Origin of the sequence: Stenotrophomonas sp. HMWF023 (assembly GCF_003060985.1) — a bacterium.
GTDB classification, from domain to species: domain Bacteria; phylum Pseudomonadota; class Gammaproteobacteria; order Xanthomonadales; family Xanthomonadaceae; genus Stenotrophomonas; species Stenotrophomonas lactitubi.
The window spans coordinates 1-17,278 of record NZ_QAIJ01000047.1 but is presented as its reverse complement, the minus strand read 5'-3'; the positions used below and the strand labels follow the sequence as shown (position 1 = coordinate 17,278).

11 protein-coding genes are annotated in these 17,278 nt (G+C 59.7%); 8 read left to right on the top strand and 3 right to left on the bottom strand.

Annotated elements, in window-relative coordinates; all coding sequences use genetic code 11:
- From DBR20_RS02030 to DBR20_RS02000, 6 genes are all read left to right on the top strand, one after another.
- Nucleotides 1-835: site-specific integrase (locus tag DBR20_RS02030; RefSeq protein ID WP_108265015.1), on the top strand; the 835-nt coding region annotated here is incomplete at its 5' end.
- Between the two features lie 1,184 nt (nt 836-2,019).
- Entirely contained in the window at nt 2,020-2,529 is a 510-nt protein-coding gene (locus DBR20_RS02020; protein ID WP_108265011.1) for a CS1 type fimbrial major subunit, read from the top strand.
- A 186-nt stretch (nt 2,530-2,715) separates the two neighbouring features.
- Nucleotides 2,716-5,295: a TcfC E-set like domain-containing protein gene (locus DBR20_RS02015; protein ID WP_258223147.1), complete on the top strand. Its 2,580-nt coding sequence runs from the start codon at nt 2,716-2,718 to the stop codon at nt 5,293-5,295.
- Complete coding sequence (locus DBR20_RS02010; protein ID WP_258223145.1) at nt 5,292-6,434, top strand: CfaE/CblD family pilus tip adhesin; 1,143 nt, start codon at nt 5,292-5,294, stop codon at nt 6,432-6,434. The genes DBR20_RS02015 and DBR20_RS02010 overlap by 4 nt, the downstream gene beginning before the upstream one ends.
- A gap of 31 nt (nt 6,435-6,465) precedes the next feature.
- Nucleotides 6,466-7,173 (top strand): fimbrial protein TcfA, encoded by a 708-nt coding sequence (locus tag DBR20_RS02005; RefSeq protein WP_108265010.1) that lies wholly within the window; start codon nt 6,466-6,468, stop codon nt 7,171-7,173.
- 124 nt (nt 7,174-7,297) lie between these two features.
- Complete coding sequence (locus tag DBR20_RS02000; RefSeq protein ID WP_181392994.1) at nt 7,298-11,407, top strand: ESPR-type extended signal peptide-containing protein; 4,110 nt, start codon at nt 7,298-7,300, stop codon at nt 11,405-11,407.
- 184 nt (nt 11,408-11,591) lie between these two features.
- Here the strand turns inward: DBR20_RS02000 and DBR20_RS01995 are convergent, their stop codons facing one another.
- Nucleotides 11,592-12,311, bottom strand: a complete 720-nt coding sequence (locus tag DBR20_RS01995) for a response regulator transcription factor (protein ID WP_108265008.1) — start codon at nt 12,309-12,311, stop codon at nt 11,592-11,594.
- Nucleotides 12,312-12,710: 399 nt separating this feature from the next.
- Here DBR20_RS01995 and DBR20_RS01990 point away from each other — a divergent pair, with 399 nt between their 5' ends.
- Nucleotides 12,711-15,098 (top strand): ATP-binding protein, encoded by a 2,388-nt coding sequence (locus DBR20_RS01990; RefSeq protein WP_181392993.1) that lies wholly within the window; start codon nt 12,711-12,713, stop codon nt 15,096-15,098.
- A gap of 6 nt (nt 15,099-15,104) precedes the next feature.
- On the opposite strand, the gene DBR20_RS01985 is transcribed toward DBR20_RS01990, so the two are convergent.
- Nucleotides 15,105-15,782: a response regulator transcription factor gene (locus DBR20_RS01985; protein WP_108265006.1), complete on the bottom strand. Its 678-nt coding sequence runs from the start codon at nt 15,780-15,782 to the stop codon at nt 15,105-15,107.
- 655 nt (nt 15,783-16,437) lie between these two features.
- On the opposite strand from DBR20_RS01985, the gene DBR20_RS01980 reads away from it, so the two are divergent.
- Nucleotides 16,438-16,755, top strand: coding sequence for a hypothetical protein (locus tag DBR20_RS01980; RefSeq protein WP_108265005.1), 318 nt, complete (start codon nt 16,438-16,440; stop codon nt 16,753-16,755).
- Between the two features lie 207 nt (nt 16,756-16,962).
- Here the strand turns inward: DBR20_RS01980 and DBR20_RS01975 are convergent.
- A partial coding sequence (locus DBR20_RS01975) for a LuxR C-terminal-related transcriptional regulator (protein ID WP_146186929.1) occupies nt 16,963-17,278 on the bottom strand: 316 nt, incomplete at its 5' end.

Below are 17,278 nucleotides of genomic sequence, written 5' to 3'. Positions count from 1 at the left end.
CCTGGCCATGCTGGCCGACATACCAGTGTCGGATGTAACCGCCCCGATACTGCTGGCTGCGCTGCGAAAGCTGGAGCAACGGGGGGTTGTCGAGACGGCGCATCGAGCCAGGTCTCATGCAGGGCGGATCTTCCGGTATGCAATCGCCACTGGACGCGCTGAGCGCAACCCCGCCCAAGACTTGGCTGGTGCCTTGGAGCAGCCGCGGACAAAGCACTTTGCCAGCATTACCGATCCTTCAGCGATCGCCGATCTGCTGCGCGCGCTGTGGGGCTACCAGGGCTCCCGTGTTACTCAGGCTGCCTTGAAGCTCGCGCCGATGACCTTCGTGCGACCTGGAGAGCTACGCAAGGCGAGATGGGCAGACATAGATCTTGACGCCGCAGAGTGGCGGTACGTCACGAGCAAGACGAATACGCCGCACGTCGTTCCTTTGTCCAAGCAGGCAATGGCCGTTCTGAGGGACCTGCATCCGCATGCCTCGTACAGCGAATTCGTGTTTCCCGGCATCCGAAGTGCACTGAAGCCGATGAGCGAGAACACGCTCAACGCCGCTCTCAGATACCTAGGCTTCGACTCGGACACTATGGTGGGCCACGGATTCCGCGCTATGGCACGGACCGTACTGGATGAGGTTCTGGGCTTCCGGCCGGACTACATCGAGCACCAGCTTGCACATGCAGTCAAAGACCCGCTGGGGCGCGCCTACAATCGCGCCACCCACCTGCCTGAGCGCAGGAAGATGATGCAGGTCTGGGCTGACTACTTGGATAGCCTCCGACTGGGTGAGTCCCAGATTGCGGCAAAGAGTGCTCGGAAGCGAAAAGCCGGCTGACTCTCGCGGTCGCACCTCAGTGGCCGGTCACCTGCCTGGTAGTAGGCCCATCATGACCGCATGGTTATGGAGATCCGCTGCGTGATCCACGCCAAGGCGGATCATGGCGGCGGTCTTGTGGCGACTGATGGCACCAGTGGACCGGTGCGTCTGTTGTGCTATCTGAGAAATGGAGCGACCGCCTGCAAGCATTCGCACAACCTCTATTTGAGAAGTGGTCAGTCTAGTGCTCGGGCATTGATTGAACTCTACTAGTCTCCGTCTTGCGGACGTGGAGACGTAAGACTCGCCACGTGCCGCCGCCGCAATGGCGACCAGCAGCTCTACTGATGCATCAGTCTTCTCCACTACGGCGTCTGCGCCGGCGGAAAGGACCGCCTCCAGTACACGGGTGTTGCGCAGCATTGTGAGCACGACGATGCGAATCGAAGGATTGCGACGTCGTAACGCACTGATCAGATGCAGCCCGTCGGGGTGCTCGCCGCCTGGCATGCAGTAATCCGTGACAACAACATCGCAGTTCGACAGGTGGCTATGCCGAAGTAGCTCAGACGAGTTGCTTGCGTCACCCAGGATTCGCCATGAGGCGACGCTGCGAGCCAGATGACGAACTCCGATGCGTATGACGTCATGGTCATCAGCAAGAATGATGTTGATGGCTGTAGCCGAAGGTCCGCGCCTGCGCCGGGAACTTGCTAGCGACGTCGTAGAGCTGGGGAATCTTTCGGACTCGGATCCGACCGCTATCGATTGCCTGCTACTCGCACTTGAGACAAGTGACGTGGGCATGATGACCTCAATGCTGGACGTAGAAAAAATGGGGGCAGCCTTGAGAGCTAGTTGGTAATCGCAGATGAAAATGCGCCCAAGAAACTCAATGCAATCCTAGCTGCGGGAATTCCCTGCTTGCCGCGTGCATCTCTTCGACATTGTTCGAATTTGGTCTTCACGAGCCATGCGGCTTCGTCATTCATCGAATAGGTCTTTCGAAACGACAGATTCGCAGCCTGCCAAGTTTCGGGCCTGAAATATTCTGTTCGTAGAGATGATGCGAGAAAGCAATATGTAAAGTTGTTGCATGGTGCAGTGCGCAACAAATTCCTATTGTCGCGGTCTGGCAGCGCTGTGTAGCAAGAGCAGATTGCCGCCAGACCTTCGCCGCAACAATTAAAGGAAATCTCCCAATGCATCTGCTGAAGAAGCTCTTCGCTGCCGCCGCGTTCGCGACGGTCTCGCTCTCCGCCCACGCTACCCAGGCCGATATCAAGGTCTGGGCGACGGTCGACCCGACGCTAGCCCTACTCAAGGCTGACGGCACAGCACTGGACGACATGGTTGAAATGTCCCATCGCCCCGGCGCTGCAGGCACAGGCGGCCTGACTCCCTGGTCGCAGTCCGTGCGCATTTTCACCAATGATGATCAGAAGGATGTGCAGATCCGGCTGGGCCAGGAGGCAAAGCTGTCGGCAACGCTTGGCGGCGGCGCTGACGTCCCGCTGACTGTCAGCCTCGGTGGCAATGACATCACCACCACCGAAAAGACTCTCACCGCAGCACAGCTCTTCGATGGCACCGACATCACTGGTGCATCGATTGCACTGCCTCTGACGATCAAGCAGACCACGCAGGCAGCCATCACCACTGCGGGCCTGTACGAAGGCATCGTAAGCATCGTTCTGATGCAGGCGCCGTAAGTAAGCCCTGGGTACCGCCGCCTTCGGGCGGTGGCACCTCCGGTTCCTGTCATGCATAAAAAGACTCCAACCTTCTCCCAGCAGAGTGCGGCCCTCGCGACGATACTCGTCTGCGCGCCGCTGGCGGCAAGTCCGGTGCCAGCTGGCTTCGAAGAGCTTGTTGCCGGCCAGGTCGAGCACTTGGATGTGCGCCTGTTCGGCCGATCAGCAGGTCTGTGGCCTGCGCTGGTGACACCTGGTGGCGTGCGCCTGGAGCATCCAGAGAAGGTGCTCTCCGCCCTCCAGCTGAGTGCGGAGGCACAGGCTGCGTTGCTGCCGGCACTTACTGCCACATTGCCTCGCAACAGCCATCTGGCCTGTCTCGATGGGGCTGAGCGAGCCGGCTGCGGCTACCTGCCGCCGCCACGGGATCCCGGCCAGGTGGAAGTAATCTACAACGAAGGGCAGGCGGCTCTGGAGCTGTTTGTCGCTCGTCAGTGGCTGCCTGCGACGGGGCCAGTGCGCGAGCGTTACCACCAACCAACTGTCGGGTCTCAGAACGCACTTCTGCACCAGCAGACCATCAACCTGGGCGGAGGAAGCGGCTATCAGAGCCTCTCAGCGCAGGGCGGTGGGGCAGTTGGCGTTGCACGTGATTCCCACGTGGGCTTCGATTGGAACTACAACCGACAGGAAGTGCACGGCCGCGGGACCTACCAGCGCCTGGACATCAACGATGCCTATCTGAGGCACGACTTCGCGCGCCGCCACTACGTGCAGCTTGGGCGCATGGATCGACGCAACCTCTCCAGTCCTGTTGGCGGCAACTTCGCCCTTGGAATGCTGCCGCTGGATCGATTCGAAGGCGTGCGCTTCGGTACCACGCAGGCCTACGTCGATCAGGGCCTGGCTACACAAGGCAGCCCAGTTACGGTCCTGCTGGGCAGGAATGCCCGTGTGGATGCCTACGACGGTGCACGCCTGTTGCAGAGCTTCTACCTGGATGGCGGTGTCAATGACCTCGATACAAGTCGTTTTCCCGCAGGCAGCTACGTAGTCACGCTCCAGGTCATCGAGGACGGCGTGCTTGTACGCAGTGAGGATGTTCCGTTCAACAAGAATGGCTCGAACTGGGCTGATCAAAGCCTTCAGTGGTTCGTGCAAGGGGGACGGATCGTCACCGAAGACATGCGAGATCATGACTCGTCCCTGCAGGCCGGTGTGCGTGTCCCATTGCATCGTGATCTTGCGGCGACAGCCGGCGCGGCCGTTGTTGACGGCGTGGGCTATGTGGAAGCAAGACTGGATCTCCAGAAGTCCATCGGTGGGCATGAGTTCAGTGGCAGCAGTGCGATTCTGCGCGGCGCCGACGGCGGTCATGGCGTGCAGAGCCAAGCCAGCTACCGGCGTCATGTTTCCGTCAACCTGTTTCAGCAGCGAATGCGTGGCGGCGCTTGCAGTGGACAAACATACACGGCTGAGTCCCTGGGGTGTCTGGATTCCCTGAGTGGATCGATGTCCGCGCCTCTGGCTGGCGGCACGGTGTATCTGGGCTACACGCGCCGAACCACCTTCGCCCCCAGGTACTCCAACACCATGCCACCTTGGTTGGAGCAGCCTTGGAACACTGTGCCTCCAATTCTGGAGCTGGAGGGCGAGCGGCGGCTGACCCGCTCCCTGCAGGCCAGCTTCAGTCGCAGCTTCCAGTGGCACGGGTTCAATCTGGCCAGCCGTGTTGGTGTCTTCCGCCAGCGCAGCACGGGTAATGGCGGCAGCGGCCGCGACAACGGCGCCTACCTGAACATCTCGGTGACTCGCTTGGTGCGAGAGCCTGCGATGAGCAGGCAGGACCGCTACGGCGTTGATCTTCAGGGCGGTCGTGGTGCACCTCAGGCGCTGACATGGCGGGCAGGGCAGGTGCGCCGCTGGGAAACCGAAAGCGGCTTCCGCGAGCTTGGCGGTGAGCTTAATGGAGGCAATCAGCATCGCCAGGGTGCGCTGGCCAGCGTGCGAATGCAGGACAGCATGGGAACGCATGCTGCGACGATCTCGCGCTTCCGCGGGCCTGGTCGAGGTGAGATGAGCTACAGCGCTACTCATACGTCCTCATTCGCTTGGGGTCGATCCGGCCTCTACTGGGGCTCTGACTCTGGCAGTGGCGCGGGCGTCGGTGTTGAGGTTGAGAGTCCAGAGGACGTCTCACTGCATGGCGTGGCTGCGGAGGTGCGGGTGAGCGGAGCGCGACGCCATCTGCTGCACTTTGGTGACCGTCGATTGTTGCCGCTGGCTGCCTACGCCGCCACGCGTACTGAGGTGCAGGACGTGAGCTCACACGAAGTAGCAGCGTCGGTGCACGTTGACGGCCAGGGTGTGGGCTCCTCTGTCTTCCTGCCGCCCGGACGGATGATGATCATGCCGATTGGAATTGACTTGACCTACACCTTCATTGGTAACGCACTGGACAGCAACGGCGTGGCACTTGACGGGGCGCGCATTCTCAATGCACCTCTTCCCTCTCTGGGGCGCGATGGTGGCTTTGTGGCCGACTTCCCCCAACGAGAAAAGACACTCTATCTGCTGCAGTCCAGCCATCTTCTGGAGTGTCCATTGCAAGTCCGCGAGAAACGGGCGGTCGTGTTCCTGGTTGGTGCGGTGAGGTGCAGGCCGCTTGCTGTAGATCGCCTTCCGATGAAGATCCACCAACAGGCTAGAGTGCAGCGCCTTCTGAATGAGCAGAACCTGTCGAATGCGGTGCCAGCCGTGGCTGGCGGCGGAGATGTCCGATGAGCATGCTGAGGATGCTGTCGTGCTGCATGATGATGTTTGTGGCGAACATGGCGTGGGCGCAGCGACCGCCAGAGACGCTGCCGACAGATAGGTCAGAGCACATCGTACTCAGCTACGACCGTTCGTCGCCTCCGCCGGATCAGGTTCTGCTGCCTGAGAAAACGGTGCTGGGCTACAGCTCCGATAGTAGCGATGGCTACGGGCGAATCTATATAACCTGTGCATCCAACTCGGATCCTTCCTTAGGTCGCTGTCCTGTGGTGGACACGGGCGAGAACGGTGGGAACACAAGCACTATCTCGCTCCAGTTTGTGGAGCAACGCAGCAATCTCCGCACCAATGTAAAGGTTCGTGGTCATCTTCTCCGTATCGACTCGACCAGGCTTTGCTCCAGTGGGTACTGGGACAGCATAGAGCGGCCACTATGGTCCTCTGATGTTGGAATGTGCGAGGGAATCCCTCCTTCGGGCACAGGCGGTGAACTGGCCGTCGATGCCGACGAGATGGCAAAGCTCGTTGCAGGCCACTGGAAGGCGGAGCTGCGACTCACGTTGCACGCAGGCGTAAGTGGAGGCGGAGCTGGCGCGCTGTATACGATCAAGTACACCTTTGATCTAACCATCACAGACCGAGCCAATGCGAGCATCTACTTCCCTCTCTGGGACGAAGCATCGCCTCTGGTCGGTCTAAACATCGCCTATAGCCCAGTTGGAATGCCCACTATCGGCGGCCATGCGTCCTTGGATATGTGCCTATACGACGGTCTTGGATCTCAAAGTCCATATCTGGAGGTGACCATTGATGATCGCGCTCCGCCAGTACCAGGAAGGCTGCCGGGAATGTACTCGGTCTGGCACGACAATGGTATTCAAGATGCTCAGCACCGCCTGGACTACGAAATCACCTTGGACTACGGCGGGGCTCCAGTGGTGATGGGAAATGGCGCAATGAGAACACTCAACGGCATCGATACGGCTGCTCTGCGTCTGGTTGTGCTGCCGGGAATGACTCAGCCGGTGTACTGCGTTCCCACGCCGCTCGTGCTGGTGACTCCCGCCGTTCCCGCATCATCCAAGGCGGAAGGTCACTACCAAGGGGTACTTCACATCGAGATGAATATTCCCACGGGATCGCCCTAATCCATTCAGACAAGGAAGCGCATTGAACAGCATGACTGTCCGTACACGGGTCCTCATTTTCTCTGTCGCCTGTGTGCTCGCAGCGCCCGCGAAGGCCAATCTGAGCGTCTATCCGATGCGGCTGCCGATCCACACCGAGCATGGTGGTCAGATCCGGGTCTACTCCCAGACGCCAAAGGTGCAGTACGTCCAAACACGTGTCACTCGACTGCTTCATCCTGCTACAGCACAGGAGCAGGAGGTCAACCTCACTCCAGGCGAGCTCGAAGGAATTGCGGTAACGCCCGGGAAGTTCGTGCTTGGTGGAGGAGGCAATCGCTTGGTTCGGGTGATTCCATTGTCACCAGTTAGCGATGAGTCTGCATATCGCGTCTACTTCGAGGCAGTACGCCCTCCAGTTGAAGTCGAGTCAGATGCAGAGAGCGGGAGCGCGACTGCTAGCGTTGGCGTCAGCCTGGTGTGGGGGGCACTGGTCAGCCTGATCCCAGTCCAGCCCGTTGCTGACATGCGCGTGGACGGAGCCGCTCTGCACAACATCGGAAACGTCCGCTTGGGCGTGATGCGGGTCGAGGATTGCGACGCATCCGGGAACTGCCATGAGCACACGGTGGAGCACAGTGTCTATCCTGGGGAGACGTTGACACTTCCGTTCACCGCAGATCCAGGGCATCACGTCCGCGTTCATTACCGTCTGAGTCAGCACGGCGTTCGGCTGCACATGCGCGAACTAGCGCCCTAATTCCAGTTCTGAAACGCGCCCCCCAATGTGGGGCGCCCCAACTATTCCGCACTTCTCTGCCAGCTCTGTTGGCCGAGAGGCTATGCCTTTGCCTTTTCTCCAGTCCTATAAAGGAACTAATACCGTGAACCGCATCTATCGACTAATCTGGAATGCCACCCTGAAGCGCTGGATGGTGGCAAGTGAGCTCACCCGCGGAAGAGGGAAGCGCACCACGCGAACCTTGATCGCGGGCGTGACGCTGCTGCTTTCGCTGCCGGCGATGGCTGATTCAACGATCGAGGATTTAGAGGACGAGCCGGCCGAACGGTGGTCTGCGTTGGCTATTCAGAGCGCGCAGGCAGTGGCGTTCGGTGCCCGAGCCCAGACACCTTTGGCAATACACGAGCAGTATGCGCTGGTCAGTGATTCGTCCTATGGGAACGCCACTCTGATCGGCGACCATTCGCTGGTTTTGGGCTCGAAGGCAATTGTGGACGGAGCTAACAGTGTTGCCTACGGGAATAATTCTTACGTGACCGGTAGCTTTGGGACGGCTATTGGTAAGGGGGCGTCTGCGATGAGGGACAACGGAACCGCGTTGGGCGCAGGGTCCTATGCACAGGCGATCTCCTCCACAGCTGTTGGTCACAATGCCAGTGCCTACGGGCAGTCGAGCATTGCGGTAGGAGCTGGGGCGGGGACCAACGCGCAGGATGCTATCGCGGTCGGTTGGGGAACCAATGCCTCTGCGACTGCTTCCATGGCACTAGGTGTTAGTTCTGCTGCAAGCGGCAGCAAGGCGGTCGCACTGGGTGCGAACGCGGTAGCAAATGCTCAGGAGTCCATGGCACTGGGCAAGGGCGCTTCGGCATCCAAGTACGCCACCGGAGCTGTCGCGCTCGGTAGCGGTTCGGAGGCGTCCCAGGCAAACACAGTCTCCGTCGGCAGCAGCTCGCTAAAGCGATCCATCGTCAACGTGCGTGATGGCTGGGTCTCTCCAGGTAGTAGTGAGGCTATCACCGGCAATCAGCTGTACATCACCAATCAGAACGTCGCAACTGCAACCAATACGGCCAATGCGGCTCGCACAGATGCTTCTGCTGCACTCTCCAAGGTAAACGCAGTCAGTGGCCTGATTAGCCAGACCGCATCCAACAGCGCTGTGCGAGTGGGAGGCGAGAATACCGGGAGTTCGCTGTACATTCACAATCGCAGCGGCGCGACCAGAGTGATCAGTGGTGTATCCGCAGGCACCGTTTCAGCCAGCAGCAATGAGGCGGTGAATGGTAGTCAGCTGAGCTCTACCAATCAGGCCGTGGTCAGCGCAACTGGAACCGCAAATGCCGCCAAGAGCGCGGCGGACGCAGCTATGGCTGATGCATCCAGTGCCATCAGTATCGCCACTCAGCTGGGCGGCTTGCTCAGTCAGGTCTCCCCGGCAGGTGAAGTGCATGTAGGAGCGCAGAATGATGGTTCGCTTCTGAATGTGCACAACAAATCCGGGAAGGGGCGTGTTATCTCCGGTGTGGCTGACGGCGCGGTGAGCTCGGATAGTGATCAGGCAGTCACAGGAGCGCAGCTGCACCAGACGAATACCACGCTCGCTGCGCAGCAGCAATCTGTGGTTGCCAATGCACAGAACATTGTGGCCAATCGTACCGACATCGACGGAAATCAATCCGGCGTCGCTACCAACCGAAGTGACATCGATCTGCTTAGAAGCGAGTTTGATTCATATGTGCCGGATCTGCAGGGTGTGGTGTCCTTCAACGAGGACCGCACTATCGTTGATCTCGAAGGCGCACGCCTGACTGGGGTGAGTCCTGGGGATGTATCGAGTGAGTCCAGCACGGATGCCGTTACGGGTGGGCAGCTCCACGCAACGAATCTGCGCCTCGGCCGGATTGAGGAGCAGAGCAAGTATCTCTCGATCGGATCAGATCAGGAGAGCTTGGCGGCGCAGGCCGGGCTGCTGGGTGTTGCGCTGGGTGACTCGGCGAGGGCCTCGTTGGACTCGGAGGGAGGGACTGCAGTTGGTGCGTTTGCTAGCGCCCTTGGAAAAGACTCAGTCGCTATCGGTCGTGCCTCCTTTGTTCAGAAGGATGCAGAGGCTGGTTTTGCTCTAGGCAATCGAACCTTTGTTGGCGAGAGTGGCGGTGTCGCGATTGGTATCAGAAGTGAAGTGAGAGATGGGGCGACGAACAGTGTTGCGCTGGGAGCTTCGTCAATCGCGGTAGAAGCGAACACATTGTCAGTGGGTAACTCTGAAATCAAGCGACGCGTTGTCAACATTGCACGTGGCTTCGCCGACACCGATGTCACCAGCATTGTTCAGCTTAAGGAGACTCTTGCAGGATTGGGCGGAGGAGCCAACGTTGATGTCAATGGACAGGTCATTGCACCCACTTATGCGTTGAATGGTCAAGTCTTCCACAACGTCGGCGATGCGCTGGTGGAGCTGGGCGGATCGATCACCTCCAACGAGGAATCGATTGATAACCTTGACCAGAAGTTCCAGAGCGTGTTCAAGAGTGCGCAGGCGCAGCGTAGCGACGGTGTTGGCCAGGTAGCCCTTGCCGGTGCTGGCGGCACGATTCTCTCCAATCTAGCGAATGGCCGCGTTGAGGCTGGTAGCCGCGACGCTGTGACTGGTAGCCAGCTGTTCGAGGCAAAGACGGAGATCGCTCGCAACCGCAGTGAACTGGACGACATTCGGGTGGCCAGTGAGCGCGCTTCGTCGAGTGGCTTCGTAGGCACGTTTGGAAGCACTGTTGACTATGGCGGAGCGACCGTGACCGGGGTCGCTGATGGCCTCGTTTCTTCGGATAGCCGAGATGTTGTCAATGGAAAGCAGCTGTTCTCCACGAACTCTCGTGTTGATCGAATTGAGGATCTGAGCCAGTACCTCGCAGTTGGCTCGGATGAGGAGAGCCTGGCAGCCCGGGCAGGCTTCCTATCCGTGGCACTGGGTGATTCGGCGAGAGCATCTCTGGATACAGAGGGAGGTACTGCGATCGGGCCCTATGCGAGTGCGCTCGCAAAGAACTCGGTTGCGCTTGGCCGTGCTTCCTATGTTCAGCACGATGCAGAAGGCGGCTTCGCTGTTGGGGTGGGGACATCCGTGGCTGAGAAGAACGGAATTGCTATTGGCATAGGTAGTCAGGTGCTAAAGGGGGCAACGAACAGCATGGCATTGGGATACGCATCCGTAGCAGGTGAGTCCGATACCTTGTCCGTCGGCAACTCTGGCATCAAGAGGCGCATCGTCAACGTCGCACGCGGCACGAATGATGCCGATGCGGCGACGATCGGTCAGCTGCGGGCCTCCTTGGAGAAGCTCGGCGGAGGCGCAGGTGTCGATGCAGCCGGTCAGGTCATTTCGCCAACGTACTCGTTGGGCAAGAACGTCTACCACAAGCTTGGTGATGCGCTTAGCGCACTGGATGGCGCCGTCACCTCGAACGAAGCCTCGATCGAGAGTCTGGACAGCCGCTTCCAGCGCATCTTCCAGGAGGAGGCCCCTGCACGCGCCGATGGTCCAGGCCACCTCAATCTGGGTGGGCCGAACGGCATGATCCTGGGCAATCTGGCAGATGGCCTGGTCGCCGCCGGCAGTCGTGACGCGGTCAATGGTGGGCAGTTGTACGCGGTCAAGAAGGAACTGCAGGGTCAGATCGATGGCCTGGAAGGCCGCAGCTCCGGTTCGAACCGCTTGGCTGCGCCGATGGCATCAAACGATGCGCAATCGGTGCCAGAGACCGAGGGGGGTGATCCGGCGGGCACTCCAGTGGCACAGGTCGGTGATTCGCAGTCTCCGGTGAAGGCCGAGGGTGACGGTGCGGTATCGGTGGGCGCTGAGGGTAAGGAGCGTAGCGTCAAGCATGTGGCTCGTGGAGCCGCCGATACCGACGCTGTCAATGTTCAGCAGCTCAATGAGGCAATTGAGCGCAGCAACCAGTACACCGATATGGCGGTCGAAGGTATGAACAAGCGTTTGGACGGTATGGACAAGCGCATCAACCGGATGGCAGCGATGAGCAGCGCTCAAAGTGCAATGGCCATGAACACTGCCGGCCTGCAGACCTACAACCGGCTTGGCGCAGGCGTCGGTCACTCCGATGGCGAGTCCGCCTTGGCTGTTGGCTATCAGCGAGTGCTGAACGAGCGCGGCTCAGCCACGTTCAGTCTCAACGGTGCTTTCACCAATAGCGGCGAGCGCAGCGTGGGCGTTGGTGTGGGTATTGGCTGGTAACAGAAGTTTCCCCCTGGCATTCGTGCCAGGGGGATCTGTAGGGTGTGTCTGACTGTCCCTCAGAGCTCGAGCAGACCTTCAGTCGTGGGGTCGGGTGTCGCTCTTTGCCGGCCTAGGTCCGCTCTTTCTGCCTACCAGGCAAGGGCAGATGCGGCCTGATCACCGAAGCCCGCGCTGGCGGGGTTCAGATGGACGAGTCAGGCAGCGGATGAGCCAGGCCCAGGCTGGCTCCGAGGCGAGCCAGATCCACATCTTCTCCGAGATGGAGGCGCCGCATCGTTGCCTCCATTTGTCGCTTGAGCATTGCCACCGATTGACCCGTCAAGTTCGAGATGTCTGCGATGCTGCGTCCTGCTGCCAGCATTCGAATCAGCTCCATCTGCGATGGCGTGAGGCGGACCGCCGACCTGTCGATCAGTTGAGCCGGCGTGGGAAGGCCAGATGCAAGTTGTTCTATCACCCCGAGAATCGATTCGGGTTGCGATGACTTTTCCAGTACCGCATCTGCGCCCGAATTCCTGATATGGCTCAGTAGCGCGGAGTTGCTGAGCATCGTCATCACCAGGATCTTGAGCTCCGGATAGAGCCTTCGAACTGATTCGACCATCCGCGATCCATCGGCGTGCGTGTCTGAAGGCATGCAGTAGTCGCTGATCAAGACGTCACACGCGCGTGCTTCCAGCATGTCCATGAGCTGGGCAGGGCACTGGGCCTCTCCCACGATCTGCCAGTGAACCTTGCGTTTGAGAAGGTGGCGGATCCCGGTTCGTACTACCTGATGGTCGTCTGCGACGATAAGTCTGATGGGCGTTCGGGGGATTGCAGGAAGCGCTGGCCGCGGAGGCCAGGCGTATCTTGCCGAGGAGGTGGCCGGATTGGGGCCCGCGCTGTGCCGGATCTGCATGGTTGCTTACTCCCGGGAATTGGTCGGGCCCTGCTGGCGTGATGGCGGGGCCCGACGTGCTCTGGCTATTTAGATAAATGCTCTTCTGGCGCTTAAGACCGGGAATTGGTATGTCCAGGAAATGATTTCAAGGATCTGTGATCTGGCTTGACACCGGGTATCCCCATCTTCGCCTGGAGCGGCCGTTTCAGTCGCAGCTGCAGCAGGGTCGTGGCAATCGTGGACCGGCTTAAATGGCGTGCCTATAGAAGGATTTCTAAAACCATGCTGAGCCTCCTAAACCAGTCGCACCCCGCAATAGCTTGGTGCACAATCGCCGCGAAGGCGCTGGGGACCTGTTGGGAATGCCTGGCTGGTCCTGAGTCCAGTGGTCGGTGCAACCTTATTCAAGGAAATGAAGTGACGCGAATTGCCAAGCTCATTGCCGTGACCCTGTGCCTGTGGGCGCCGATTGTCTCGGCCGCAGATCGTATGCCCGAGCTGGATCAGCGGGAGCGCCAGTGGATTCAGGAACATCCGGTTGTGCGCTTTGCCAGCGACGCGGATCTGCGTCCGCTGGAGTACGTGGAGCACGGTGAGTTCAAGGGTTTGACTGCCGACTATCTTGCCTTCATCACCCGCAAGACCGGATTGCGCTTCGAGTTCGTTGATGCAACCAGTTGGATAGATGCCCAGGATCGATTCGCGAAAGGCGAGGTTCTGCTGCTGCCCAACGTTATGAAAGGGCGCCTGGAGTCGCGGCTGGACGGGCATGTGATTCTGTCGCGACCTTATCTGGCCGCCTACAGCGTTGTCTTCACCTTGCCAGAAGCACCGGCAGTGCTGAGCATGGATCAGCTTGATGGCAAAGTTGTAGCTGCCCGTACCAGTGGCATGTACGCGGAGATGATCCGACGGACCTACCCCAGCCTGCGGGTGATGGACACGCCAACACCAGATGCGGCCTTGGATGCGGTCGTGGCGGGAAAGGCAGATGCGGCTATGGGAACGGTGATGACTTTCCAGCCGTTTCGAAACCGAAAGTATCTGAGTGAACTGAACATCTCCCATCCCGAGATACCGTTGGTGATGTTGGCGCAGATGGGTAGCAGCGCCGATCAGCCTGCGCTTGCTTCGATCATCGACAAGGCACTTGCCACGTTGAGTACACAGGAAGAGTCGCAAATGCGCGACGAATGGCTGAAGGAAACCGACTACGGTGCCCCTACCTTCGGTTCGATATTCCAGTACAACGCTCCCTACATTCTGCTACTGGCTCTGCTCGCAGGCCTGCTGGTGCTGTTCGCGCATCGTGCCAATGCCGCTCGGCGCCGAGCGATTGAAAGTGAGCGGGTCAAGGCCCGGTTCCTGGCGACGATGAGCCATGAGATCCGCACCCCCATCAACGCTGTGGTGGGCGCTGTGGAGATGTTGTTGGATTCGCCGCTCAACCCTGACCAGCGTCAGTTGGCCAGTATCGCGGTCAATGGAGCGGAGGTGCTTGACACGCTGCTGGACAACGTCCTGGATCTATCCAAGCTGGACGAGCGGGAAATGAAGCTGGAAGTGATTCCAACGAATGTCTTGGCCCTGGCGACCAAGACGGCGAGCATGTTCAGGGCCAGGGCTGAAGCCAAGGGCGTTGCATTGCTGATCAGTGTGGATACCTCTACCTCCTGCTATGTGCTGGTGGATCCAACCCGGCTGCGGCAGGTGCTGATGAACCTGGTTGGAAATGCGGTCAAGTTCACCTCGCAAGGCCAGGTCATGCTCACCGTGCAGGTCCGCGTCTTGGACGGCGGCCACGCAGAGTTGTGGGTAGAGGTGGCAGATACTGGGGTTGGCATAGCAACAAAGGATCAGACGACCATTTTCGACGCCTATCGACAGGCCGATACGGCAACCACACGTCAGTACGGTGGCACGGGATTGGGTCTTTCGATCTGCCGTGAGCTGGTGCAGCTGATGGGCGGAACACTGGCGTTGGAGAGCCAGTTGGGTCGAGGCACCACGATCACTCTGGCAATTCCAGTCACCCTGCAGGCCGAATCTGAAGGTGAAGTGCTACATGCAGAGGCAGTCGGTGCCGATGACTCTTTGGGTGGTGCGAGGGTGCTGCTTGTTGATGACCACCCGGACAATCAGTTCATCATCAATGAACAGCTCAAGCGTATCGGCCTCACTGCGGATGTCGTGGGAAGTGCACGGGAAGCATTGGCGGCCTTTGACAGCGGCGACTACGCGATGGTGCTGATGGACTGCCACATGCCGGGTATTGATGGCTATGAGGCCACGCGCATGATCCGGCAGCTGGAAGCTGATTCTGGCCGTGCAGCCACTCCAATCATCGCGATCTCCGCGGCCACCGATGCCGCTCACCTGAGGCAGTGCATGGACAGCGGGATGGATGGCGTTCTGAAGAAGCCACTCCGGATCGAGGACATCCAAGGGATTGTGCGGCTGTGGCTGGGATCGCCACTGGATATCAGCGATGAAGAGGTTCCGTTTGAGGAATTCACTGAGGCCGAACTGCGTGCTCGCTATCAAGCGGCGCTATTGGAAGACCTGCAGGCGCTGAGGCAGGCGATGCTGTCTCGTGATTGGACAGAGCTGCGCCAGAGAGCACATCGGATCCGTGGGGCTGCAGGCATGGCGCAGGATCTGGTGTTGGCCGAGTGGGCTCATGGGGTCGAGCGCGAGGGGGCGGCCCGACCTGACTTCGAGGGTGAGATCGACCGGATGGTGGTACACGTCCAGCACTGGAGCATTTCGGGGGATCCTTCGCCGAACCGCCTCCCTACCAACTGACCTCAGTCAAAGCTTGAGCAGATGGCGGATGAGATGGAGCTCGCCATCGGTATCGATGCCCAGCTTGCGATAAGCCGAGCGCTTCTGCGTGCTGATCGTATTGGCCTGGCGGTTGAACTTGGCCGAGATTTCGGTGGTCGTCAGTCCTTCCAGGACACAACGCACGACCTCTGCCTCCTTGGGGGAAAGCTTGGCATCGCTAAGAAGGTCACCAGAGGTTCCTTCTGCGGAATCAGATGAGCCGGAGAGTCGATATTCCTCCAGCGAGCGCGCCATGTCCGGATCCAGGTAGGTCTTGCCTCGCATCACCGTCAGTACGGCAACTGCCAGTTCCCTGGGCTCGTGCACCTTACCGATGAAGCCATTGGCTCCGGTCTTCAGCGCCAGCCCGATGGTGGCCTGGTTGTAGTGGGCCGACACCACGATGATGCGGGTGTTCGGGTACCTGACGTGAAGGGCTCGAATCAGATTCAGGCCGTCAATGTCGCCGCTGCCAAGGGCGAAGTCGGTGATCACCACATCGACGGAACTTCGGGCCAGGAACGCCAGCAGCTCGGCACTGCTTCCGCAGCTCGCCACGACCTGCATCCCCGGCTCCTGCTGGAGCTGGAAGTTCAGGCCGCTGCGTACGATCGGATGGTCATCCAGCAACGCGATGGTGATGGGTGTAGGGGCGGCGGCCATAGGGAGGGCGGATGGCGGGTGGCTCCCATCATGGCATGTCGCTGCTGGCTCAACAAAGCCCATTGGAAGGTGGGCCGGGGAGGGCTATCGGCGCCCTCTGAGCGGAGGGCACGGAAGGAGGCGTCGCTTTGCCATTTTGGAAATAGTTCTATTCGCTTGAGTGGGACGACTGGCCATCCTAGACCGGACCGCTGGGCCGGCCCCGAGGCGGCATCAGCTCCCAGCCAGCCCTCGCCAGCGCCCCTCTTTGCAGAGTGACTTTGACCATGAGCAGGACGCTTTCTTCCCCTCGAACCATCCTCCTGCTGCGACGGTTTGAATGCCCGTTGCCGGGGTTCGCCCTGGCTGATCTGAAGATCCCTGGTTGGGATCGTCGCGAAGTGGAGGCTGCATTTTCCTTCATGGTCGAGAACGAATTGCTTGTGTCGGTCCGTTCCCGCGACGTCAGAGGGGAGAGCTACACGGGCTCGACAGTGGGTTTGACCTCCAAAGGGCGTTGCCTGTTGCACGTGATGCGAAGTGCACCGCACTTCCATTGTGAAGGATTCGTTATTTCCGAGACCGGGCCGGAACTCGCTGCAGCAGCAGCAGTAGCCTGCACTCCCTCTGAGAGGTGCTACGCCTGATGTGGACCTGTCCATACTCGCATCAGCTCATGCGCAAGTTGCAGAGCGGAACGCTTCGCGGCGTGGCGAACGCCCTGGCGCTGGATGCCGGATACATCGATCGCGGAAATCAAAGAGCGATCGCCGCATTGGATCGCCTCACCATTCAAGGCTTGGTTGAGGTGTCCAGCTTCAAGGTAATCGGAGAGCCCAGGAACTATCGGGTAGATCTGCGCCTGACTACGCTGGGTTGTGAGTTGCTTGAAAGCCTGCCATCGGACACTTCGGAAAGGCTAACGGGCAGCGATGATCCCATCCCAATCGCTGGCCAGTACCAGGCCGCAACGCTCACCTGCAGCGTTGACTGATCATTCCGTGATCCAGTTCTGAGCTGTCAACTCCCCTTGGGAGCTGCGCGTCGACGGAAGTGCAACGGGACGCCGTATCTGCAGGAGCTCAGGGCTTTTGGCGGAAGAGCAAGATCCTGCATGCGGGCGGCCGTCGCCTGGGGGAGGGCGATTCCAGGCCTTTGCGAGGCCTGGAGCGCATGCGAACGAACCCAATGGACTTCAATGCTAGGCAGAAAGCCCCAGGCGGATCGCTATGCTTCGAAGCTCAATCTGATCCCTTGCTCCAAGCGCGACCATCGCTTGACGTTTGTGGTGACTGACGCCGCTGGCGTTGCGGCTCCAGTTTGTTGCAATGGTTGAGGGTGTGTTTCCGTTGCTCAAAAGCCTAACGATCTCCCGCTGCTTGGAGGTGAGCCTGGCGCTGGGGCAGTTGGAGCGGCAGGCAAGATGGTTGCCCACATGGCTGCAGACATACTTTCCGCCCAGCAGCGCGAACGACAACGCGTTGGTAAGGCAGGTCGGCGGGCAGGTCTTTACAACC

What these genes read in the sequence shown, in the direction of transcription:
- DBR20_RS02020 (WP_108265011.1), top strand. Translation starts at nt 2,020, where the DNA reads ATGCATCTGCTGAAGAAGCTCTTCGCTGCCGCCGCGTTCGCGACGGTC.
- DBR20_RS02010 (WP_258223145.1), top strand. Translation starts at nt 5,292, where the DNA reads ATGAGCATGCTGAGGATGCTGTCGTGCTGCATGATGATGTTTGTGGCG.
- DBR20_RS02005 (WP_108265010.1), top strand. Translation starts at nt 6,466, where the DNA reads ATGACTGTCCGTACACGGGTCCTCATTTTCTCTGTCGCCTGTGTGCTC.
- DBR20_RS01995 (WP_108265008.1), bottom strand. Translation starts at nt 12,311, where the DNA reads ATGCAGATCCGGCACAGCGCGGGCCCCAATCCGGCCACCTCCTCGGCA.
- DBR20_RS01985 (WP_108265006.1), bottom strand. Translation starts at nt 15,782, where the DNA reads ATGGCCGCCGCCCCTACACCCATCACCATCGCGTTGCTGGATGACCAT.
- DBR20_RS01980 (WP_108265005.1), top strand. Translation starts at nt 16,438, where the DNA reads ATGCGCAAGTTGCAGAGCGGAACGCTTCGCGGCGTGGCGAACGCCCTG.